This window comes from Cobetia sp. cqz5-12, from assembly GCF_016495405.1.
Taxonomy (GTDB): domain Bacteria; phylum Pseudomonadota; class Gammaproteobacteria; order Pseudomonadales; family Halomonadaceae; genus Cobetia.
In genome coordinates, this window is the sequence record NZ_CP044522.1 from 3,151,836 (window position 1) to 3,172,929 (window position 21,094).

The following is a 21,094-nucleotide window of genomic DNA, read 5'->3' on the forward strand; positions in this document are numbered from 1 at the left end:
CGACCAAAACCGCCGCAAAACCACCAACCACCAGGCCGCGCCGCTCTTGCACGCTGCCTTTTCGGCGTCTTCCTGTCAGACAAACACTGCCTGATGAACTGGTGTCCCCAAAACGCATTCACCCCCGCAGGCAGGGCCTGTGGGGGTGAATGCAGCACGTGGCGACAGCCAGCGCAGGACGATCAGGGCGTCGCGTTTTCCAGCTCGTCGGAGCTCTCATCATTCAGCACCAGTGATACCTGACGATCTGCCTTGAGGCTCTCGTTGAGGTCACGCACGCTGTTGATATCGATGATGCCCGCCGCCTGACGCAGATTGAGCAGGTCGAGCACATAGGTGTAACGCGATGAGGCGTAGTCCGCCAGCGCCTGATACAGGGCCTGCTCGGCGTCCAGCACATCGACGATGTTACGGGTCCCGACTTCATAACCGGAGCGAGTCGCTTCCAGTGCACTGCGACTGGAGACGATTGCCTGCTTGCGCGCCTTGACGGTCAGGACGTCGCTGCGCACCTGGCTGTAGAGCGAGCGCACGCTCTGAGTGGTAGAGCGCTGCTGATCGAGCAGGTCATACTGGCTCTGCTCGAGCAGATGGGTACTTTGACGCACCTGGGCGGAGGTGCGGCCACCGGTATAGATCGGCAGGGAGGCCTGGATACCGATCTGGTTGTATTCCTGATAACCCCCGGCAGTATCGATGTCGGTTTCATCATAGGAGTAGGTCGCGAAGGCGCCGACTTCCGGCAGGTGGCCTGCGCGGGAGGTCTTCACATCGCCTCTGGCGACATCGACCCCCTTCTGGGCAGCACCGATCAGCGGGTTGTTGGACAATGCCATCTCGACCCACTTGCTGCGGCTGGCCGGCACCGGCGCCTCGATCGCCAGATCTTCCTCCAGACCATCGATGGAATCGTATTGCTGGCCCGTCAACTGCTGCAGGGCCTCGAAGCTGACCTGGAGATCGGCTTCGGCCGCGATGCGCTGGGCACGCGCATCATCGAAGGATGCCCTGGCTTCCTGCACATCCGTGATCGCGATCAGACCGACCTCGAACTGCTGGTTGGCCTGGTCAAGCTGGCGGGAAAAGGCCTTTTCCTGGGCAATACGCGCGTCGAGCACATCACGATTGTTCAGGATGGTGAAGTAGGCAGACGCCACATCATAGAGCAGCTGCTGCTGATCGGAATCCAGCAGCAGTTTCTGCTGACGGGTGGTGTCCTTGCTGGTCGCGAGCTCATACCAGTCGGCGGCATCGAACAGCTGCTGGTTCACGTTGACCACGATATTGCTGTCGGTGTAATCGCCCTCGGTGCCGCTCTGGGAATTACCAGTGACATCGGTACGCGACACGGTTCCCGTGGCAGTGATCTGGGGCAGCAGGTCAGCAAGCTCGATACGCTCATTGTCCTCGACGCTCTGATAGAGCGAGCGGGAGGAGGACAGGCTGGCGTTGTGAGTCAATGCATCACGGGTGATGTCGAGCAGATTGGCAGCCTGAGCCTGGGTCGCAAAACCCATCGCCAGCACCAGTGGCAGTATGCGAATGTTGGCCATGTATGCGTTGTTCCTGATCAGTGACAGTCGTGACCTGCATGGCGCCTCGAAAGCACCAGGACAAGGTAAAAGGTAGCTCACACATCGGCTGGACTACTGCCTCAGCCCTGCTCAAGCGAATCGTGGGAAAAGTGGCCTTAGTCTAATCGCCGCTCATTTGGGCGTCCAGTTAGTTGGCTAACTTTGTTGCACGATACAGCGTTTCCAAATTGACAACAATCTCAGCAGATTGACAACAAACTCGGGGAGTGCCCAGCGCTTGAACGTCAGAGCACCCCACTCTGCCAGTATAATGATGACACAATATGAAAACGGCCCACTCGAATCACGAGCGGGCCGTTTTCACTGGCAACCTGCATCAGGGCATCGACAGCCATGACGACTGTGCCCGCGCATCATTCAAAGATGGATTCGAGCGTCAGCCCCTGCTTCTCGAGCATGCGTCGCAGCTTCTTGAGCGCCTCGACCTGAATCTGACGCACCCGCTCTCGCGTCAGACCGATTTCCTCGCCCACTTCTTCCAGCGTCGCAGCTTCATGACCGCGCAGCCCGAAGCGGCGTACCACCACTTCCATCTGCTTCTCGGTCAACTCCGCCAACCACTCATCGACATGCGCCTTGACGTCGACATCCACCAGGCTGGACTCCGGGCTGGTGTCATTCTCGTCGGCGATCGTCTCGATCAGCGGCTTGTCGCTCTCGCCGCCCATCGGATAGTCGACGGATGACACGCGTTCATTGAGCCCCAGCATCTTCTTGACGGTATCAACCGGCTTGTCCAGGAAATCGGCGATCTCCTCCGCGGTGGCCTCATGATCCAGTTTCTGGGTCAGCTGACGCGCGGCACGCAGGTAGATGTTGAGTTCCTTGACGACGTGGATCGGCAGACGAATGGTGCGCGTCTGATTCATCAGTGCCCGCTCGATGGTCTGGCGAATCCACCAGGTGGCGTAGGTCGAGAAGCGGAAACCGCGCTCGGGGTCGAACTTCTCCACCGCACGGATCAACCCCAGATTGCCTTCCTCGATCAGATCGAGCAGCGACAGACCACGATTCAGATAACGCCGTGCGATCTTGACCACCAGACGCAGGTTGGACTCGATCATGCGCTGGCGACCGGCAGGGTCACCCGCCTGTGCCAGACGCCCGAAGTAGACTTCCTCTTCGGGCTTGAGCAACGGGGAAAAACCGATCTCGTTCAGGTAGATCTGGGTCGCATCTAGGCTTTGGTAGTGCTTGCGCTCTTCACGGTTCAAGGCGCGTTCGAATGCCGCCTCTTCCGCTTCTGCCTCAAGCGTATCGTCGTCCTCGACATCCTCAAGGGACAACTCAACCTCAGCCTGATCGATATCCTTTTCCAGCATGCTCATGTCGATACCCCGTTGTCTCTGGTCTGGTGCCAGGAACTTGTTGTTGTGGCAGCGGTGGGAATCAGCGTTTAGGCAGGAATTTCAGTGGGTCCTTGGGCTGCCCATCCTCGCGAATCTCGAAGTGCAGCTGCGCACGTTCAGCGTCAGTGGCTCCCAGAGTGGCGATGACCTGTCCGGCGTCGATCACATCGTTCTCTGATACACGCAGAGTGTCGTTGTGGGCGTAGGCGCTCAGATAGCGGTCGTTGTGCTTGAGAATGATGAGGTTACCGTAACCACGTACTCCGCTTCCGGCGTAGACCACGATTCCCGGCCCTGCTGCCTTGACAGGTTGCCCCTTTTGACCAGCGATATCAATGCCGCCGGTGACACTCTCGGACTCGCCGAACTTGCCGATGATCTCGCCTTGCGTAGGCCACTGCCAGTCAACGTTTTTTACCGGGACATAGGTCTTCTTGGCCGGTGCAGCCTTGGCGGTTTCGCCAGCGACATTGGTGCCCTTTTCAACCTTGGCAGCCTCATTTTTCACGCTAGCGGCCGCTTTCTCGCGCTCTGCTGCTGCGGCAGCGGCGGCTTGCTCGGCCTTTTCCTTGGCGGCCTTGCGCGCCTCGGCCTGGGCAGCCGCCGCACTGGCAGCTGCCTCGCTGGCTGTCTGACTGGCCGAGCTACTGGCCTGCGCAGCACTGCTGCTGACCTGCTCCGTGCTGTCATTGGCGGCGTTGCGCGCCGTCTCGACGAGTGCTTCTTCACTGCCTTCCTGGTAGACAGGCCCAAGTCCGGCAGCCGCTGCGGCCCCGGTGGCAGCCGATGACACACCACCTGAGCCGGTCGTCAGGGACTGGGCCTGGCTGGTGCGCTGTTGCTGCTGAGCCATGGCGGACTCATCCGGCGCCAGCCAGTCCGGCAGTTCACTGCCGCCGGCGATCGAACCATCGCTGCCCCCGCCCAACGGCGTGGCAACGACGCCACCGCTCGAGGCGATGCTCGTGCCGGAAGCACCCGCCGCACTTGCCGGCAGCTGGGTGTTGGGATCCAGACGCAGCGTCTGCCCCGGTTGCAGGGTATAGGGCGGATTCAAGCCATTCATCCGCGCCACATCCCGGAAATCCTGGCCACTCTGCCAGGAGATGCCATATAGGGTGTCACCGCGCTGAACGGTATAGGTGTCGGAGGTGATACGCGCATTGCCGGCGTTGAGGTCCTGAACCTGCGGGCGAGTGGTCGCCGTGCTGCAGGCTGTCAGCGCACCCAGCGCCAGACCTGCCAACGTCAGTTTGATTCCCTTGTCCATCCTGTCACGCATGTTCCTGCTCCTTGCGGGAATTGCTGGAGTCGTCATCCGGGCCGGAGCGTTCTCCGGCAAACCAGACAAGCAATACGCCGGCCAGCATCAGGGCGAGTGCCGCCCACAGCTGGGCAGGCTCACCGGTCACACTGGTGTAGGTATCCGGCATCATGAAGTGGTAATCCAGCGGAACCTGTTCACCCTTGGGTCCCAGACGATAATCGGTGATGGTGCGCCACGGCCACAATACCGGCAGCGAGCCGAGAATGAAGCCCGTCAGCAGCATCAGTGTCGCGGTGTGATGATGACGGAACAACCACGACAACAAACGCGAGAAGGTGAATAGCCCGATGGCACAGCCGCTGCCGAACAGCACGATCAGCTGCAGATCGAAACTCTTGATGCCAGTCATCACCGTGCCGTAGAGGCCCATGGTCAGCAACAGGAAGCTGCCGGAGACACCCGGCAGCAGCATGGCGCTGATGGCGATGGCACCGCCGACCACCAGCACCCAGGAGGCATCGGTGGCGGCAGGCAACAGGCTGGGCAACTTGCTGGCCAGCACCAGCCCCAGCGCCAACCACACCAGATAGCCCATCCGGAAGGTGGTGATACGCCGCGCTACCACCACCCCGGAGCACACTACCAGCCCGAAGAAGAAGGCATTGAGCAGCAGCGGCTGCGCCTCCATCAACCAGGTCACCAGATGTGCCACGCTGATCAGGCTGGCGAAGATGCCAGCGACCAGCGGCAGCAGAAAGGCCAGATTCAAATGCTGCCACAGCGCCTTGACGCCATGCTCACGCCATACGCCGATGGCGGAGGGGCCAAAGCGCTTGATGGACTCGATCAATTCCTCATAGATGCCGGTCACGAAGGCAATCGTGCCGCCTGATACCCCGGGCACGGCATCCGCCGCCCCCATGCCAGCGCCCTTGAAGAACACGCTCAAAGCTCGTTTCACCTGATCACTCCCTCGAGCAACGGCACGAAGCGCACGGCCTCGAACCGCTGAATATCCTGAGTGTCGCCGACACGGCGCACTCGTGTCAGCCACTGACGATCACTGTCGTCCTCGGCCAATGGCACGATCATCACCCCCTGCGGGGCCAACTGCTTCAACAACGCCTGCGGCAGATGCGGCGCGCAGGCGGTCACCACGATCAGATCAAATGCCGAGTCATCATCCTGCCAGCCATGCCCACCATCGGCATGGCGCAACTCGACATTGTCGAGCCCGAACCAGCCAAGGCGTTGAGCGGCCCTGGCGTGCAGCACGGCGATGCGCTCGAGCGAAGACACCCGAGCGAACAGACGCGCCAGCAGCAATGTCTGATAGCCCGAACCGGTGCCGACCTCCAGCACCCGACACTCCTCGCGCGGGCGCGGCGCTTGCGCGAGGGCAAGCTCCGTCATGCGGGCGTGCATGTAAGGCTGGGACAGGGTCTGCCCCTGCCCCAGCGGCAGTGCGGTATCTTCATAGGCACGATGCGCCAGCGCCTCATCGAGAAACAGATGACGCGGCTCACTGGCCATCAGCTCCAGCACCCGCTCATCGCGAATGCCGGCATCCTCCAGGCGCGCCACCATGCGGTCTCGCGTGCGCTGGGACGTCATGCCGATACCGCTCAGCTGCGCCGTGTCCGGTCGCCTGAGATGCAGGGGCCCGGCGATTCCCGCTGCGCTGTCTGACTGCGCAAGCGGGAAAGCGTTCTGATACACGTCCTTCATGGTCTTGATTCATATCCTGTCGAGCGAGGACTTCACAGCGAAACCTTGAGCCTTGCCTGGCGCTGCATCGCTCAGGTCAGCGCATCGAGCCACTGTTCTACATCGTGGCGCGCCCCATGGGAGGTAAGGTCGGTCATCAACGGCGTGATGGAGACATAGCCCGCCGCGATGGCGGCGAAGTCGGTGTCATCCCCATCATCGATGCCATCGCCGGCCAGCGCGATCCAGTAGCGGGTACGGCCACGTGGGTCCTTGACCTCGATCGGAGCGCCCGCCGGGCCACGATGGCCCTGACGCGTGACGCGAAAGCCGCGAATCTCGCTCCACGGCACATCCGGCACATTGACGTTGAGCAATGAGCGCGGCGGCAAAGCCAGGGTCTCGGCCGCGCCGACGAGGCTCGCCGCCACGCGTCCGGCGGTCTCGAAATGGGTCTTGCCGCACAGTGACATCGCGATCGCCGACATGCCCAGCGAGCGGCCTTCCATCGCCGCGGCCACGGTACCGGAATACAGCACGTCATCACCCAGATTGGCGCCATGGTTGATGCCGGAAATCACGATGTCAGGCTTCTCGTCCCAGACACCATTGACGCCCAGATAGACACAATCCGCGGGCGTGCCATCGACGCTGTAGAAGCCGTTCTCCATCGCGGACAGCAACAACGGCCGACTCAGCGTCAGCGAGTTGCTGGCCCCTGAGCGGTCACGGTCCGGCGCGACCACACGAATGCGTGCCTGCCCGGCCAGCGCGTCATGCAGCGCCTTGAGCCCCGGAGCGTGCACGCCATCATCATTGGAAAGCAGAATCCTGCGCATCATCTCACTCCTTTGCGAATCATCGGATAGTCGTCATGTCGCCTGACGGCACTACAGCAGCGGGTGGGCGATCAGCTCACGCAACAGGCCCGTCGCGAAGCTTCCACGCGGCAGATCGAAGTGCAGCCAGGCACTGGCCTCGCTGCCTTCGGTTCTTGCTTGCTCTGGCGTGATATCCCACTCCAGACGCGGCTTGCCGGGCATCAGGCGCAGCGGACGACGCTCCGCCTTGACGCCGGCCTTCTCGAGCCCCTCGCACAGCTGCGGCCAACGCGTGGCCAGGACCTGCTCGAGCTGGGCGACCTGAGCATGAGCCTCGGCACGCCCGGTGCCCCACAGCGGGCCAGTGGGATGAATATCGCCACTCGCCAGGCGCTGCGCCAGCGTCTCGGCCGACTCGCTGCCGTCGGTGACGAAGCGTGAACCCGTCCCGTTGAGCGCGAATACCTCTCCGCTCAACGCCGTCGCCCAGCAATTCGCCGTGAGGCGCGCAGCCAGCACCTCGTTGAACAGGAAGCTGCGCGCGGTCGACAGCAGCATGCCGCTGCGGTCATCACGCTTGCGCCAGCCACGCACAAGCACGGCACGTGCCCGGCCGAGATTATGTCCCTGATGACCGAAGCGCTGCGGACCGAAATAGTTGGGCACACCCTCACGCATCAGCGTCTGCCAGCGCGCCTCGAACTCGGGATGCGCGACGGCCTCACCGCTGACACGCAGCGCGAAGCGGTTGCCGCGATGCACGCCACGCTTGAGCTTGCGCGGATGACGCACGCTGGCCAGCACGCGGACGCCCTTCTCGGCCAGCGCCTCGCCGAGGTCCTGCGGCGCTTCACGCCCCGGCAACCACACGGAGACCCACTGCTGGGTGATCGCCTGCTTGTCCTTGAGACCGGCCACGCCGATATCGCGCGGCACGACCTCACACAGGCTGGCCAGTTCACGGCACAGATCATCGGTGGTCAGGCCGCGCTTCTCGACCCACAGCCACTGATGCTCGCCGTGGCCTTCGGGCACGAAATCCATCAACTCGGTGACCCGGAAATCCTCCGGCGTGTGGCGGAAGTCGCCTGCTCCCAGCGGGCCACCATGCGCATGCGGCCAGCGCTGCATCAATTCGGCTTCCTTGACCCACGCCTCGCTGCCTGCAGCGTCCAGCGCCGCCAGCGCCTCGGCAAACAGCGCGTCCGCCTCGGGCGACTCAGACATGTCATTCACTTCAGACATGCTCGGCTCCGCCTGCGGCCGGCAACGCGCCCAGCAGCACCACCGCCTCGGCGGCGATGCCTTCCTTGCGACCGGTGAAGCCAAGCCGCTCGGTGGTGGTGGCCTTGACGTTGACGACCGCCAACGGCACGCGCAGGTCCTCGGCGATCACTTCACGCATCGCCTGGATGTGCGGCGCCATCTTCGGCGCCTGCGCCATCACGGTGAGATCGACATTGCCGACCCCGAAATCGGCGGCATTGACCAGCCCGATCACGTGGCGCAGCAGGACACGGCTATCGGCACCGGACCACTCGCTGTCGGTGTCCGGGAAATGCTTGCCGATATCGCCCATGCCACAGGCGCCGAGTAGCGCATCGCACAGCGCATGCAGCAGCACGTCACCGTCGGAATGCGCCACGAAGCCATGCTCGTAGGCGATCTTCACGCCACCGATCATCAGGTGATCGCCATCGCCGAAGCGATGCACATCGAAGCCGTGGCCGATGCGCAGGGCCATCGGCACATGACCCGCATGTGAGGCACGGGACTCGGAATGGGATGAGGAAGAAGCGCTGGAGGATGTTGCAGAATGCTCAGTCATGTCAGGCAGGCGTCCGGAAGCTATCGGGAAGCGCCTCGCGCGCGGCCAGCAGCAGGCGCGCCATGGCGAGGTCTTCCGGATGGGTGATCTTGAGATTGTCGCGGGCGGCGGCGACCAGCACGGGGGCACGGCCACAGGCCTCCAGTGCCGAGGCCTCATCCGTGATGAGCGCGGGGTTCTCCCCAAGCGCCTCACGCAGCGCACGCCGCAACAGGCCCAGCGGAAAGGCCTGCGGCGTGAAGGCATGCCACAGGCCGACGCGGGATTCGGTATGCGCGATGCTCGGCGCACTTTCTGCATCGCCATGCGAGCGGGAGTCGCCGGCCGGGGCGGCGCGCTTCATGGTGTCGCTGGCAGGGGCCGCCAGGATGGCGCCATCGGCACTGCGGCGAGCGGTCGCCACCAGCGCATGGATATCGGCTTCGCGAACGCAGGGGCGCGCGACATCGTGCACCAGCACGAGGTCATCGTCGTGGGCGTGGCGGCTCAGGCAATCCAGACCCGCCAGCACGCTGTCGGCACGCTCGCTGCCGCCATCGGCGCGCAGCCAGTCCTGCCACGGCACCATCGATGGCGAGAAATAGCCATCATCGGCGCCCAGCACCAGACAGAGCCCTGCCTCGGGCAGCGCGCGCTTGAGCGTCGCCAGCGTCGCCTCCAGCACGCAGCCGCCGGGCGACAGCTCCAGATATTGCTTGGGGCGGTCGGCCTGCATGCGGCTGCCTACGCCAGCGGCCGGCACCAGATACCACAGACGGGGCTCGCGCGAGGTGTCTGTCGGCATCATGGCGTGATCACCTTGGGCAGCCCGCCTTCCAGGCCCTTGCCCTCCAGCGCACCGTCCGCCACCTCATCGGGTGAAGGCGCCTTGCGTTCCGGCACCGCGACATTGGGCACCCACAGGAACTGCTCGTCCTTGCGCACCATGCCGAGGTCATTGCGTGCACGCTCCTCGATGGCCGCCAGACCATTCTTGAGGTCGACCACTTCCGCACCGAGTCGCTGATTGCGGTTGTCCAGCACCGCATCTTCCTTGGAAAGCTGCTGCACGCGTGCACGAATATCGAATAATTCGGTGATGCCATTTTCGCCCCACCACAGCCGATACTGGAGCAGTGCCAGCAGCAGCAGCAGTGAGATATTGATCCATTTGAGCATGGCGATGTCCTTGGCCGTTGCAGCGCGCATTATGCCATCATCCGGGAGCGTGACGCAGGCACTGCCAGCATCCGTTGCCACGCTTGACGCCCCCCTGTCGATCAGGGCCACCTGATGACAGCGCCCTCTCACCCTTCTGCCAGGAGTCATCCGATGTACAAGCTTGCGTTCTTCGTCCCGGAGAATGACGCCGAACACGTCAAGGAAGCCGTCTTTGCCACCGGTGCAGGGCGCATCGGCGACTATGAGGCCTGCTGCTTCGAGACACGCGGCACCGGCCAGTTTCGGCCACTGGCCAGCGCCAATCCGCATATCGGGACCTGCGGCACGCTGGAGCGCGTTGCCGAACTGAAGATAGAGCTGGTATGTGACGATTCGCTCATCGCCGCTGCCGTGGCGGCGCTGCGCGACGCCCACCCCTATGAAGAAGTCGCCTTCGATTGCTGGCGACTGGAAACGTTCTGACCCCGCGCGCCCCGAAGAGCGAGGCACGCGAGGTCAGCACTGGCCGTACGATCTAGCTCGCGGGCAGGAAGGTGGTATTGAAGAAGTGCTCGCGGGTCTCCAGGTCGATCTGCTCGAGATGCAGCGGGAAATGCTCGTCACCCTCGCCGTGGCGGCGGTCCTCGAAGTAGCGACGCAGCGTCACTTCCATGGTCGGGAAGGCCAGCGACTGCCAGGGGACCTCCTCCTCGGCGAACAGCGCCACCTCGAGGCTCTCGACGCCCGCCGAGTAGTCGCTGATCAGCTCGGCCCGAAACAGCATGTAGACCTGATTGATGTGCGGCAGGTCGATCAACGTATAGAGCCCCTTGAGCTTGACCTCGGCCCCGGCTTCTTCGCGTGTCTCGCGGGCAGCGGCGTCGCTGGTGGTCTCGGCGTTCTCCATGAAGCCGGCCGGCAGGGTCCAATACCCCAGGCGCGGCTCGATGGCACGCCGACAGAGCAGCACCTTGCCGTCCCGCACCGGCAGGGTGCCCGCGATGATGCGCGGATTCTGATAATGGATGGTGCCGCAGCTATCACACAGGTAGCGCAGACGATCATCGCCCTGCGGCACTGCCAGACGCACCTTTTCACCACAGTGACTGCAATAATTCATTCGCTCTCCCATGAAATCTCAAGGCGCCCTTCAGTGACATCCCGTCCCCGCTTCCTCGCTGCGCGGTGGGCCCAGCGGCATGGCAGTCGCCTTGACCGCCAGGACCCTCGCGCCACATCATGAATGCCTACGAGGAAACGACATGCTAGAAGCCCTGCGCCAACGCCTGCAAGCACATCAACCCCTGGCGACTGACCACAAGCTGCCACGCGCCGCCGTGCTGATCGCGCTGATCGATCGTCCCGAACCGACGCTGCTGCTGACGCGTCGTGCCAGCCATCTCAGTCAGCACCCCGGCCAGGTAGCCTTCCCCGGCGGCAAGGCCGAGCCTGATGATATCAGCCTGCTGGCCACCGCGCTGCGCGAAGCCGAAGAGGAAGTGGCCCTCGCCCCTGGCGAGGTCGAGGTCTTCGGTCAATTGAGCGAGGTGATCTCTTTGCATGGCATGGCGGTGACCCCCTTCGTGGGACGTATCGCCGCGGACCTGCCACTCAAGGCCGACCCGGGTGAGATTGCGCGTATCTTCGAGATGCCCTTGAGCATGTTGCTGAGAGATGAGCGCGCGCATACCGATGTCATCACCGTCGGCGACGAGACCTGGTACGTGCCCAGCTATCGCGTGGCTGACCAGGTGCTGTGGGGGCTGTCCTCGATGATGCTGGTCGAACTGATGGCCATCGGCTTCGGCCATGCCGTGAGCCTCAAGGCAGCGCCACCGCCTGGTGCTCCGCTGCGCCATCTGCCGCCGCGCCCCGTGCCACCTCGACCCTGAACCTCAAGACCCTGAATTTCTGAATTTCTGAATTTCCAGGTTCCTGACTTCCTGAATTTCTGAATTTCCAAGCTGCTGAGTTCCTGAGTTCCTGAACCAGACAGGGTGCGTTCCCGCCGAGCGGCTCGTCATCGCCCTGATGGCATCGCAGCGCTGTCATTGCCTCGACGATATTGCACCGACAATGGCACTCGACTATAACTCCTCGCCCACGATGCCATGCCACTTCCCGTTCGGAGCGCCTGATGCCCGCTGCACCTGCACCCGCCCCACTGCTGGACCCTGTCGCACTGAACCTGCTGATCGATGAACTGGTCGAGCATGGCTACAGCGTGCGCCCCGACTTCCTGCCGCGGCAGGTCATCGGTCAGCTCAATGATGAACTGACGGTGTTGGAGACGCGTCAGCAATTGACGGCGGCAGGTATCGGACGCGGACGCGAGCATGATCTGCGCCCGGACATCCGCGGCGACGCGATTCGCTGGCTAGACCGCAACTCACGCGCCCAGCGCGCCTACCTGGAAGCGATGAACGTGCTCAAGGATGAGCTCAACCGTGCCCTCTATCTGGGGCTGTTCGAATATGAGGCCCACTTCGCCCACTATCCGGTCGGCAGCTTCTACAAGAAGCATCTCGACAGTTTTCGCGGCCGCGGCAATCGCCTGATCTCCAGCGTGCTCTATCTCAATGAGGACTGGCCGCGCGATGGCGGCGGCGAGATCGTGCTCTACGACCCCGAGGATGACAGCCGCGAGATGGCGCGTGTCACCCCCGAGGCCGGCACCTTCGTGTGCTTTCTCTCCGAGCAGATCCCCCATGAGGTACTGCCGACGCATCAGGCGCGCGCCAGCGTCACCGGCTGGTTCCGCCGCAACACCTCACAGGGCAATCTGGTCGACCCGGCACGCTGATCTGAAAGGTGACTATTTCGGGAGCGTCCGCTCTTCCTGCAAGGCATGCTCTTCCTTGACCTCGATCTCCTCGAGACTATCCAGCGAGGCGTCGGTAATCAGCTCCGGCATGTCAGTGGCCAGCTCACGCGTGACCTCGACCAGCGGGTCATCGGCTTCGGCGTCACGCAGGTGCTCCTCGGCGGCCTCGACCAGTTCAGGCCCGACCGCAAGCTCGGTGCCCAGCGGTGTCTGCGGAGCATGAGTCTCGAAGGGTGCCAACGGTTGCGGTGCCGGGCGCATCACGCGGCGCCAGACGAAGAAGAGCAGCATGCCGCCGCCCATCACCGCCAGACTCAGTGCCATGCCGGGCATCGCGCCCATCTCGGCCATCGGCAGCGATACCGCAGGCGGTGACAGGGTCGACCCCACCGCATTGATCAACAGCAGGCCCTGGCTCATGCGCACCAGGGCACCGGCAGGCGCACGGTCGGCGGCGTGGCTGACCGCCACCGGATAGAGCGTGAAGGCGGCACCACCGAGCAGGAACAGCACCACCAGCTGGGCGATGCCTTCGCGCGCCGGCCCCATCAGCAAGGCAGCGAAGCCGACGATGGCGATCGACAGGATGATCAGCACCTGCTGGCGGTCGTGGCTGTCTGACCAGCGGCCGATGGGGTACTGCAGCAGCATCCCACCGAGAATCACCAGCGCCATGCGCTGACCGATCTCCGCGGTGCTCAGGGCGCCGCCATCGCCCAGCGCCAGAGGCAGCAGGCTGTAGATGACCGCCACCACCAGCCCCGAGGCCAGACAGCCGAACACGCCTGTCGGCGTGATGCGAATCAGGCGCCACGGGCTCAAGGGCTCGGACTGTTCGATCAGCGGCGAGACACGCGGCAACAGCACCAACGGCAATACCGAGGCCGCCGCCAGCATCGCCACCAGCATGAAGGCCGCCTCGAGGCTCAGCATGGCGGTCACGCCCAGCAGCAACTGACCGAGCACCCCCGCGCCGTAGAGCACGATCATGTAGAGCGCCAGCAGTCGCCCCCGCACGGCAGGGTCGGCGGCGCTCAGCAGCCAGCTCTCGATGACCAGATACACCCCGACCAGCGACCAGCCGATCATCATGCGCAGCAGGAACCACACCACCGGATGATCGCCCAGCCCCATGGCCAGTGCCGCGACCGCCACCAGCGAGGCGAAGCCGGCATAGGCGCGGATATGGCCGATGCGCAGCAGCAGGCGGTCGTTGACCAGCGCGCCGAGCCCGAGGCCTAGATAATAGGCCGAGCTGATCAGGCCGATCGCCTCGCTCGAGACGCCGGCGGCAGACAGCCGCAACGGGACCAGCGAGGTCAACATGGCGTTACCGATCCCCAGCAAGGCAAGGCCGAGCAGGGGCGCAAGGGACATCAACAGCAGATGACGGGGCATGACCAGATCCTCGGCCGGCCGCCAGTCAGCGATCAGCCAATGCCGCAAGGTGCGGATATCGTCGGGAGGGGAAGTTTGCCCTGCGAGAATACGTCAAGGCGCGGGCAATATAGTGACAGTCAGCGCCAAATCCAAGCCTTTTTGCGTCATTTGGCGACAATGTCGTCTTGGGTGTCGCTGCGCGCTGTCTTGCGCGCTTTCCTGCGCTCTATCCATGCCCTGTCCCGCACCTTATCCATGCCCTGTCCCGCGCCCTTGTCAGGTGGGTTGGGGCACGCGGAAGATGACGCTGTCGTTGGCGACCTGCTCAAGCTCGAGTCCATGCGTGCGTGCCAGCCAGGCAAAGGTGGCCGGGCTGAACAGGCACACATGCGTCGGATCACGCAGGTAGTGCCAGCGCCTGAGCGCCTCCGGATCATCCGAGGCGGGCTGCGTCATCACCCCCAGCAGGCCGCCGGGCTTGAGGCAGCGCAACCACTGGCGGAAGACCTCCCCCGGCGCGTAGAGATGCTCGATCACCTCGGTACTGACGATGAAGTCATGCTGGCGGGTGAGCGCTGCCGGGTTCGGGTGATAATAGAGGTCGTGCAGCGCCATCGGATGACCCGCCTCCTCGAACATCTGCGCCAGGGCAGGCCCAGGACCACAGCCGAAATCGAGTCCGCTGGCACCGGCCGCGAGCCGCTCACACATCGGCGTGAAGAGTTTGGCCAGAAAGCTTCGATAACGCGGGTCTGCCGGGTCATTCTCGTGCTGGTCGTAGATATCCTGCTCTGCCCTGGCATCCAGGCGCTGGGACGGCGCCAGATACAGCAGATGACACTCCGGGCAGCGCAGATAATCGCGCTCGTCGGCGGGAGGTCGCTGACCGGTCTTGGGGCACGGCCTGCGCCGCTGTACCAGGTGCAGTACATGCTGGCTCTGGGACGCCTCACACAGCGGGCAGACAGTATCTGCAGGCGGATGGGGAACGAGGGAATCAGGGGCTGACATCAGGGCTCCGCGGCAAGGGACGCTGGCGATGGGGGCGACGTCACCATACGGCTGGCGGCGACATCTCGGCACCACGCGCGATACCGTAGCGGCACTGGCAATTCCGCTGCAGGTGAACGTATCGAACGCGACGACTGTCTGAGTGCTGAATGATACCCCGCGCCAGTGTCCTGCGCCTGCCACGATGGAGTCTGCAGGCAACGCCCCCCTCTGGCACAATGAGCATCATTCGAGTACGGCACCGCGACACCTGACGATGTCACGGCGCCTGCCTTCGCGTCAGACCAGGCGCGATCTTTCACGCCAGACCACCGGAACTTCACGTGTGACGATGGACAAGACTCTCAAGCGGTTCGAACAGGCCATGGAACAGCGCCTGACTCCTCTCAAGGCCAACTCCGTGGCCTGTCTGTGGCAACGACTGTCCGGGCTCAGCACCCGCCAGCTCTGGTGGCTGGCGCGCCCGTTGGCGCGTGTGGTGCAGCTGTGCAATCCCCGCGAGCGCCGGGTTACGCGTCAGAATCTTGGCCAGGCCTTCCCGCAGCTCGACAAGCAGGCGCGCGCGCGTCTGGCGAGCGACAGCCTCGCGCATTCCACCGCCACCATGCTGGAACTGGGCAAGGTATGGCTGGGCGATGAAGACGCCGTACGCGACTCGATTCTCGAGGTCCACGGTCGCAATCTGCTCGACGAGGCGCGTGCCGAGGGACGCGGCGTCATCGTGCTGGCACCGCACTTCGGCAACTGGGAAGTGCTCAATTTCTGGCTCTCCAGCCACTTTCCGTTCACTGCCATGTACGAGCCGCCCAAGTTCGAGCGACTCGACCCGATCATCCGCAATGGCCGTGAACGCATGGGCGCGAGTCTGGTGCCCACCAATTCGCGTGGCGTGGCTGCCTTGCTCAAGTCACTCAAGCGCGCCGAAGCGATCGGCATACTGCCGGATCAGGAGCCGGGCCGTGGCAGCGGCGTCTTCGCCGACTTCTATGGCCGCCCCGCCTATACCGCCACCCTGCTGCCCAAGCTGGTGGCGAGAACCGATGCGCGCGTCGTCACCGGTGTCGCCCAACGCCTGGAAGATGGCCATGGCTTCGCCATCCACTTCCTCGCCGCGGATGAGGGGGTCTATTGCGAAGAGGAAGTCGCCTCGGCACGCGGGGTGAATGCCTCGGTGGAAGCGGCGATCGCATTGGCGCCGGCCCAGTATCAGTGGGAATACAAGCGCTGGCGCAAGAGCCCGCAGGAAATGGAGCAACAACCTGGCTGGCAGGAGTCCCGCTTCTATGCGCGCACCTACTCCTTCTTCTCGCTCAAGGGCTGGCGCCGCTACTTCAAGCATCGCCGCAAGGCCAGCAAGCGCGGCTGAGGGCAGCACTGGCGCAACAGGCCATCAGCTCCCAGACTGAATGCGCATGGCTCAACGACAGGAGGCAAGGATGCCGATCGAGACTCACGCCGCTCACCTCACAAGCGCATCGCCCCGGCGCCCCGCACTGCCTCGAGCGGTACCGGCACGCCTGATGACACGCCTGGTCACAAGCGTCGCGGTGGCCTGTCTCGCATTGTCTCTGCCGGCCCAGGCGGAGACAGAGACAGGTACTTCTTCCTCACTGTCGCTGGTGAGCGCTCAGCAAGTGCCCAGCGATGCCCCAGCGCTCAAGCTGCCTGAGGGTGCCACGCTCGAGCGGCTGGCCTCGCTCGACAGTCCACGCATGCTGCATCTCACTGATGCTGGCGAGCTGCTGATCGGCTCGCGGGCCGAGCGTGTCTATCGCGCTCAGCTGACGCCGGACGGCAGCCTCTCTGCCGTGAAGACGCTGGTCGAACTGTCGGGCTACCCTCACTCGCTGGTGGTGCGCGGTGACAGGCTCTATGTCGCGACCACTGCAGCCTTGCTGGTCGCCGACTATTCACCCGGCGAGTCTCTCACCCGCGATGACTTTCGTGAGCTGATCGCCCTGCCCGGCGGCGGTGGCCATAACTCGCGCACCTTGAGTCTCGGGCCTGATGGTGGCCTCTATCTGGCGTTGGGTATCCAGGGCAACTGCTCGAATCAATACCTTGCAGGCAGCGAGCAGGGCTACTCCTTCAGTGAACGCCGCGGTGGCGTGCTGCGTCTTGAGGAGTCCGGCGATGCGCCGCACTGGCGGCCCTGGGCCAGTGGACTGCGCAACCCGGTAGGCCTCGCCTGGCAGGCGGGCATGGCAGGTGAGCCGCGCCTGCTGGCCACCAACAACGGCCCCGACCACTGGGGCTATGAGCAACCCCGCGAGCTGGTGGTCGCAGCCCGCGAAGGCAGCTTCCATGGCATGCCCTGGTATCAGTGGGTCGATGGCAACTGGCAGGCGGATGATTGCATCGCGAGCGATTCACCGCGTGAACGTGACGAGATCGCGCCGCCACTGGCCGAGATCCCCGCTCGCAGTGCGCCGATGGGAATCGCGGTGGTACCGCCAGGGCACCCATTGGCTGCTGACATGGATATCGTGGTGGCAGTCCACGGCAGCTGGGGTACGGCGCCCTCCGGCAACGCCGCGGGTGACCCGGCCAGCCGCCGTGAGCCTCGCCTGCTGGGCCTCAAGCTGGCGACGCCAGACACTGAAGCACGCCTGGTGCCGATACTGACCGGTCTGCAGGACAGCAGCAGCGGCCAACGCTGGATTCGCCCGCTCGATGTCCTGTTCGGCCCTGATGGCAGTCTGTACTTCACCTCGGATAGCGGCGCGGCAGGTCTCTATCGCCTCACCTTCGATTGATGGCCTGACCTTGATCAGAACGGGCCTTTGAGAAGCGAAGCCCTGGCCCTTATCCAGGCGCTCTCTCAAAGCCATCACTCCAAGCTCTCTCCAAGCGCTCTCTCAAAGTGCCCTCTCCAAGCTCTCTTCCCAGGAGCTGCTTGGCAGAGGGCCTTTGGCTGCAGTAGGTACCTGCTGCAGACTCAGAAGACCTGCCTTGCATACCCCGCCTGCGAATTACAGAAATGTAGTCCTGTGTCCCCACATGCGCCCAATGGCCATCTAGGCATCGTGTGTCCATGGAGCGACACTGAGGCCACGCCAAGCGTTTAATGAACGATGACGCGTTGAGAGAGCGTCGTTCGCTCGTGCATCCAGCCTACAGACTCATGCGTATGATCCAACGAATACGCCATCGTCGGAGCCTGCCGCCATGAACCAGCAGCCACCCCCAGCATCACGGACGCCCGCCAGCCGGGACTCCCTGTCGAGCACATGCACGCACCTGACGCGCGCTCCCTGGCTGAGCATCGTGATGCCGGTGCATGACGAGGCAGCCGGCATCGTGCAAACCCTCATTGCCCTGAGTCGCCTGCGCGCGGGCGGCGACTGTGAAGTGATCGTGGTGGATGGTGGCTCGACGGATGGCACCCCCTCACTGGCCCGACCGCTGTGTGATGTCGTGCTGAGCAGTGAGCCGGGCCGGGCACGCCAGATGAATGCCGGAGCCGCGCGTGCACGCGGAGAATGGCTGCTGTTTCTGCATGCCGATACCGACTTGCCCGACAATGCGCTGGCATTGCTCAAGGAGGCCGTCACGACGCATCGCCGCAGCGACTGGGGCCGCTTCGATGTCAGCATCAAGGGCGAGTCGCCGTGGTTACCGATGATCGCCGCCATGATGAATCTGCGTTCGCGGCTGACCAGCATCAGCACGGGCGACCAGACCCAGTTCGTGCAGCGCTCGACCTTCGAGGCCATCGGCGGCTTTGCCGACATGCCATTGATGGAAGATATCTGGCTGAGTGCCCAGCTCAAGCATCTGACCCCGCCTATGAACCTGACGGCGCGTGTCACGACAAGCGGTCGACGCTGGGAGACCCACGGCGTCTGGCGCACCATCGTCAAGATGTGGGGGCTGCGGCTGGCGGCCTGGTGTGGCGTCTCCCCTGCACGTCTGGCACGCCTCTACGGCTATCGCGCCGCAGCGCAGGCCTGTGAGCAGCGCGGCATGCCCCATGCGTGATACGGCGTTGCCTACCTTGCCCACCGCTGATAACGCGTCAGAGGTGCGCCCGACTCTCATCATCTTCGGTCGCCTGCCCATCGCCGGCCACTGCAAGACACGCCTGATTCCCGCACTCGGCCCCGAGGGTGCAGCTCGACTCTATGAGCGGATGCTGAGCCATATCGTTGACCAGGCCTGCGCCGCGCGCCTCGGCAAGGTCGTGGTGATGCTGACGCCCTCTGCCGAGCCGTCAAGTCATACCCCTGAACAGGCGGCTCTGCGAGCAGCACTTGAATCCCGGCTGCGAAGCGTTGTCGATGCCTCTGCCGACCTCACCTTCGAGGCACAGCCGCAGGGAGATCTCGGTGAGCGAATGTCCCGGGCCATGGCCCGGCATCTGCCCGAGGGGCCGGTGTTATTGATGGGCTCCGATCTGCCGGCGCTGGACAGCCAGCGTCTGCGTGAAGCAGCCCACAGACTACGCACCCACGACACGGTCCTGCAGCCCACCGACGATGGCGGCTATGGCTTGATCGGCCTCAAGGCGCCCTGCCCGCAGGCCTTCCAGCTGCCCCGCTGGAGTCATGCCCATGTCTGCCGGGACACTCTAGCGCTACTGGCACGGGCCGGGAAAACGGCCACTTGCCTGCCGATCAGCTGGGATGTCGATGAACCGCGTGACCTGGAGCGTCTTTCGTGCCACCTGCCGGCGCTCATGGCCGACCTTGCCGCTTGAGGCTCTTAGCAAGCCCGCTTAAGGCTCTTCACACGCCCGGCATGCCTCCCAAAGTCGTATGCATTTTTGCTCACACTGCCCTTCTTCTGCGCCGCAGGGCTGTTACACTCGCTGCACAGTGACTCACATGTCACAGCTTGACGGGGTGCCGGTAAGACCGGCTGAGATGTCATGCGCAGGCAATGTCCTTGCGTGAATGACGATCCCGCCGAACCTGATCCGGCTAGTACCGGCGTAGGGATCAAGCGCGAAGCGATGCCACTCGATATCGTCACCACTCTCTCACGGTGACTGTCGGCACCTCCCCCGCTTTTCCCCTGCTCCTGTTCCGGTACTGGCCACGCTTGCGCCAGAGACCTGTCGCCCCATCACGGGTCGTCAGCACGCTCACCGAGGGATGCGTCATGCCTAGTTTCAACGACCTGACCAGTGCCTGCGCCGAGGAATGGCGTGACTATCTCGAGCACGACTTCGTTCGCCAGCTGGGCGAAGGTCGTCTGCCGGAGGGGTCCTTCCGCCATTACCTGCAGCAGGACTACCTGTTCCTGATCCACTTCGCGCGCGCCTGGGCGCTGGCCGCCTACAAGAGCCGCACCCTCGCGGAGCTGCGTCAGGCCACGGCCAGTCTCGACACCATCCTCAATACCGAGCTCGATCTGCATATCGGCTACTGCAGCGAGTGGGGCATCAGCGAGGATGACCTGAGCGAGCTGCCGGAATCGCGCGCCACCCTGGCCTATACCCGTTACGTGCTCGATTGCGGCCAGCGCGGTGACCTGCTCGATCTGCATGTGGCGCTCGCGCCCTGCCTGATCGGCTACGGCGAGATCGCCGAGTGGCTGCTCGATCAGGACACCACCGAGATCGAGAACAACCCGTACGCGGACTGGATCGCGATGTACTCAAGCGATGACTTCAAGGAAGCCGTCGAAGCTGAACGTGAATGGCTGGATGCGCGTCTCTCGGAGGTCTCGGAGCGCCGACTGGGTGAACTGGTCGATGTCTTCCGGGACGCCACGCGACTCGAGATCGACTTCTGGCAGATGGGCCTCGATCGCGACTGAATCATGACAGACTGACGTCCCGGCGCTCGCCATGAGCCGCTCGGGATGACGCCATCCCCCCCTGGATGGCACGACTGACAGGCCAACAGAGCCTGGATGCGAGAACGCTTTCCGAGGCAAGCCTGACGCTTCGGACAACACACTTTCGCATTGAAATCTGCACACGCTTGACGGGGTGCCGGTGGAACCGGCTGAGATCCTGCATGCATGCTTCGCCGCCCTGACGCGCGAGCTTGCCAGCAAGGGGTCCCGTGGAACCTGAACCGGTTAGGACCGGCGTAGGAATCAAGCTGATGGCCAGCCGCTGCGCGCGGCCGCCTCGCTCCCGGGCCACCTGTTGGCAAGGAGTCGGTGACGACCATCCTCTCCCTGCGCACGGTCTTCCCATGATGACGTCAGCCGTGACGTC

At 63.8% G+C, this 21,094-nt stretch carries 21 protein-coding genes and 2 riboswitches; of the genes, 8 read left to right on the forward strand and 13 right to left on the reverse strand.

The genetic code is table 11. The annotated features are described in order from the left end of the window. Positions 1–182 precede the first annotated feature (182 nt). The 10 genes from F8A90_RS13195 to ftsB form a co-directional block, all read right to left on the reverse strand. A complete protein-coding gene (locus F8A90_RS13195) occupies positions 183–1,553 on the reverse strand; it encodes a TolC family outer membrane protein (RefSeq protein WP_200017425.1) in 1,371 nt (456 codons plus the stop codon). Positions 1,554–1,948: 395 nt separating this feature from the next. Beyond that, positions 1,949–2,923, reverse strand: a complete 975-nt coding sequence (rpoS, locus tag F8A90_RS13200) for an RNA polymerase sigma factor RpoS (protein ID WP_166018840.1) — start codon at positions 2,921–2,923, stop codon at positions 1,949–1,951. A gap of 61 nt (positions 2,924–2,984) precedes the next feature. Beyond that, a complete protein-coding gene (locus F8A90_RS13205) occupies positions 2,985–4,226 on the reverse strand; it encodes a peptidoglycan DD-metalloendopeptidase family protein (RefSeq protein ID WP_233593324.1) in 1,242 nt (413 codons plus the stop codon). Continuing rightward, positions 4,219–5,172, reverse strand: a complete 954-nt coding sequence (locus F8A90_RS13210; RefSeq protein ID WP_233593325.1) for a DUF368 domain-containing protein — start codon at positions 5,170–5,172, stop codon at positions 4,219–4,221. The genes F8A90_RS13205 and F8A90_RS13210 overlap by 8 nt, the downstream gene beginning before the upstream one ends. Continuing rightward, a complete protein-coding gene (locus tag F8A90_RS13215) occupies positions 5,169–5,825 on the reverse strand; it encodes a protein-L-isoaspartate(D-aspartate) O-methyltransferase (protein WP_233593656.1) in 657 nt (218 codons plus the stop codon). Before F8A90_RS13215 ends, F8A90_RS13210 begins: the two co-directional genes overlap by 4 nt. Positions 5,826–6,010: 185 nt before the next feature. Then, positions 6,011–6,757 (reverse strand): 5'/3'-nucleotidase SurE, encoded by a 747-nt coding sequence (gene surE / locus F8A90_RS13220; protein ID WP_200017427.1) that lies wholly within the window; start codon positions 6,755–6,757, stop codon positions 6,011–6,013. A 51-nt stretch (positions 6,758–6,808) separates the two neighbouring features. Further along, positions 6,809–7,984, reverse strand: coding sequence for a tRNA pseudouridine(13) synthase TruD (gene truD, locus F8A90_RS13225; RefSeq protein ID WP_325096922.1), 1,176 nt, complete (start codon positions 7,982–7,984; stop codon positions 6,809–6,811). Then, entirely contained in the window at positions 7,977–8,477 is a 501-nt protein-coding gene (gene ispF, locus F8A90_RS13230) for a 2-C-methyl-D-erythritol 2,4-cyclodiphosphate synthase (RefSeq protein WP_200020035.1), read from the reverse strand. The genes truD and ispF overlap by 8 nt, the downstream gene beginning before the upstream one ends. Positions 8,478–8,568: 91 nt before the next feature. Continuing rightward, positions 8,569–9,354, reverse strand: a complete 786-nt coding sequence (locus tag F8A90_RS13235) for an IspD/TarI family cytidylyltransferase (protein WP_233593326.1) — start codon at positions 9,352–9,354, stop codon at positions 8,569–8,571. Then, positions 9,351–9,755 carry a cell division protein FtsB gene (gene ftsB / locus F8A90_RS13240; protein ID WP_225347115.1) on the reverse strand — a complete coding sequence of 135 codons (405 nt, stop codon included), beginning with the start codon at positions 9,753–9,755 and terminating at the stop codon, positions 9,351–9,353. The genes F8A90_RS13235 and ftsB overlap by 4 nt, the downstream gene beginning before the upstream one ends. A 123-nt stretch (positions 9,756–9,878) precedes the next feature. Between ftsB and F8A90_RS13245 the strand changes: the two genes are divergently transcribed. Continuing rightward, entirely contained in the window at positions 9,879–10,190 is a 312-nt protein-coding gene (locus F8A90_RS13245) for an NGG1p interacting factor NIF3 (protein WP_166018843.1), read from the forward strand. Positions 10,191–10,242: 52 nt separating this feature from the next. Here the strand turns inward: F8A90_RS13245 and F8A90_RS13250 are convergent, their stop codons facing one another. Then, positions 10,243–10,827 carry an NUDIX hydrolase gene (locus F8A90_RS13250; protein WP_166018844.1) on the reverse strand — a complete coding sequence of 195 codons (585 nt, stop codon included), beginning with the start codon at positions 10,825–10,827 and terminating at the stop codon, positions 10,243–10,245. A 142-nt stretch (positions 10,828–10,969) separates the two neighbouring features. On the opposite strand from F8A90_RS13250, the gene F8A90_RS13255 reads away from it, so the two are divergent. Together F8A90_RS13255 and F8A90_RS13260 are read left to right on the forward strand one after the other, a co-directional pair. Further along, complete coding sequence (locus F8A90_RS13255) at positions 10,970–11,599, forward strand: CoA pyrophosphatase (RefSeq protein WP_200017428.1); 630 nt, start codon at positions 10,970–10,972, stop codon at positions 11,597–11,599. Between the two features lie 245 nt (positions 11,600–11,844). Further along, positions 11,845–12,510, forward strand: coding sequence for a 2OG-Fe(II) oxygenase (locus tag F8A90_RS13260; RefSeq protein ID WP_200017429.1), 666 nt, complete (start codon positions 11,845–11,847; stop codon positions 12,508–12,510). A 12-nt stretch (positions 12,511–12,522) separates the two neighbouring features. Here the strand turns inward: F8A90_RS13260 and F8A90_RS13265 are convergent, their stop codons facing one another. Both F8A90_RS13265 and F8A90_RS13270 read right to left on the reverse strand, forming a co-directional pair. Beyond that, positions 12,523–13,929 carry an MFS transporter gene (locus F8A90_RS13265; RefSeq protein WP_166018847.1) on the reverse strand — a complete coding sequence of 469 codons (1,407 nt, stop codon included), beginning with the start codon at positions 13,927–13,929 and terminating at the stop codon, positions 12,523–12,525. 258 nt (positions 13,930–14,187) lie between these two features. After that, on the reverse strand, positions 14,188–14,922 hold the full coding sequence (locus F8A90_RS13270) for a class I SAM-dependent methyltransferase (protein ID WP_200017430.1): 735 nt from the start codon (positions 14,920–14,922) through the stop codon (positions 14,188–14,190). Positions 14,923–15,253: 331 nt separating this feature from the next. Between F8A90_RS13270 and F8A90_RS13275 the strand changes: the two genes are divergently transcribed. From F8A90_RS13275 to tenA, 5 genes are all read left to right on the forward strand, one after another. After that, a complete protein-coding gene (locus tag F8A90_RS13275) occupies positions 15,254–16,288 on the forward strand; it encodes a lysophospholipid acyltransferase family protein (RefSeq protein ID WP_233593327.1) in 1,035 nt (344 codons plus the stop codon). Between the two features lie 70 nt (positions 16,289–16,358). After that, complete coding sequence (locus F8A90_RS13280) at positions 16,359–17,678, forward strand: PQQ-dependent sugar dehydrogenase (RefSeq protein ID WP_200017431.1); 1,320 nt, start codon at positions 16,359–16,361, stop codon at positions 17,676–17,678. Between the two features lie 514 nt (positions 17,679–18,192). Then, positions 18,193–18,903: a TIGR04283 family arsenosugar biosynthesis glycosyltransferase gene (locus F8A90_RS13285; RefSeq protein ID WP_240916651.1), complete on the forward strand. Its 711-nt coding sequence runs from the start codon at positions 18,193–18,195 to the stop codon at positions 18,901–18,903. A gap of 43 nt (positions 18,904–18,946) precedes the next feature. Then, positions 18,947–19,621, forward strand: a complete 675-nt coding sequence (locus tag F8A90_RS13290) for a TIGR04282 family arsenosugar biosynthesis glycosyltransferase (RefSeq protein WP_200017432.1) — start codon at positions 18,947–18,949, stop codon at positions 19,619–19,621. 131 nt (positions 19,622–19,752) lie between these two features. Beyond that, a riboswitch (TPP riboswitch) is annotated at positions 19,753–19,879 on the forward strand. A 146-nt stretch (positions 19,880–20,025) separates the two neighbouring features. Beyond that, positions 20,026–20,685: a thiaminase II gene (tenA, locus tag F8A90_RS13295; RefSeq protein WP_200017433.1), complete on the forward strand. Its 660-nt coding sequence runs from the start codon at positions 20,026–20,028 to the stop codon at positions 20,683–20,685. A gap of 161 nt (positions 20,686–20,846) precedes the next feature. Further along, positions 20,847–20,987: riboswitch (TPP riboswitch) on the forward strand. Positions 20,988–21,094 lie beyond the last annotated feature (107 nt).

Bases quoted from the DNA above. Each gene is read 5' to 3' on its own strand.
- F8A90_RS13195 (WP_200017425.1), bottom strand. From the start codon at position 1,553: ATGGCCAACATTCGCATACTGCCACTGGTGCTGGCGATGGGTTTTGCG.
- rpoS (WP_166018840.1), bottom strand. From the start codon at position 2,923: ATGAGCATGCTGGAAAAGGATATCGATCAGGCTGAGGTTGAGTTGTCC.
- F8A90_RS13205 (WP_233593324.1), bottom strand. From the start codon at position 4,226: ATGCGTGACAGGATGGACAAGGGAATCAAACTGACGTTGGCAGGTCTG.
- F8A90_RS13215 (WP_233593656.1), bottom strand. From the start codon at position 5,825: ATGACGTCCCAGCGCACGCGAGACCGCATGGTGGCGCGCCTGGAGGAT.
- surE (WP_200017427.1), bottom strand. From the start codon at position 6,757: ATGCGCAGGATTCTGCTTTCCAATGATGATGGCGTGCACGCTCCGGGG.
- truD (WP_325096922.1), bottom strand. From the start codon at position 7,984: ATGTCTGAAGTGAATGACATGTCTGAGTCGCCCGAGGCGGACGCGCTG.
- F8A90_RS13235 (WP_233593326.1), bottom strand. From the start codon at position 9,354: ATGATGCCGACAGACACCTCGCGCGAGCCCCGTCTGTGGTATCTGGTG.
- ftsB (WP_225347115.1), bottom strand. From the start codon at position 9,755: ATGCGCGCTGCAACGGCCAAGGACATCGCCATGCTCAAATGGATCAAT.
- F8A90_RS13245 (WP_166018843.1), top strand. From the start codon at position 9,879: ATGTACAAGCTTGCGTTCTTCGTCCCGGAGAATGACGCCGAACACGTC.
- F8A90_RS13250 (WP_166018844.1), bottom strand. From the start codon at position 10,827: ATGAATTATTGCAGTCACTGTGGTGAAAAGGTGCGTCTGGCAGTGCCG.
- F8A90_RS13255 (WP_200017428.1), top strand. From the start codon at position 10,970: ATGCTAGAAGCCCTGCGCCAACGCCTGCAAGCACATCAACCCCTGGCG.
- F8A90_RS13260 (WP_200017429.1), top strand. From the start codon at position 11,845: ATGCCCGCTGCACCTGCACCCGCCCCACTGCTGGACCCTGTCGCACTG.
- F8A90_RS13265 (WP_166018847.1), bottom strand. From the start codon at position 13,929: ATGCCCCGTCATCTGCTGTTGATGTCCCTTGCGCCCCTGCTCGGCCTT.
- F8A90_RS13270 (WP_200017430.1), bottom strand. From the start codon at position 14,922: ATGTCAGCCCCTGATTCCCTCGTTCCCCATCCGCCTGCAGATACTGTC.
- F8A90_RS13275 (WP_233593327.1), top strand. From the start codon at position 15,254: ATGGACAAGACTCTCAAGCGGTTCGAACAGGCCATGGAACAGCGCCTG.
- F8A90_RS13280 (WP_200017431.1), top strand. From the start codon at position 16,359: ATGCCGATCGAGACTCACGCCGCTCACCTCACAAGCGCATCGCCCCGG.
- F8A90_RS13285 (WP_240916651.1), top strand. From the start codon at position 18,193: ATGCCGGTGCATGACGAGGCAGCCGGCATCGTGCAAACCCTCATTGCC.
- tenA (WP_200017433.1), top strand. From the start codon at position 20,026: ATGCCTAGTTTCAACGACCTGACCAGTGCCTGCGCCGAGGAATGGCGT.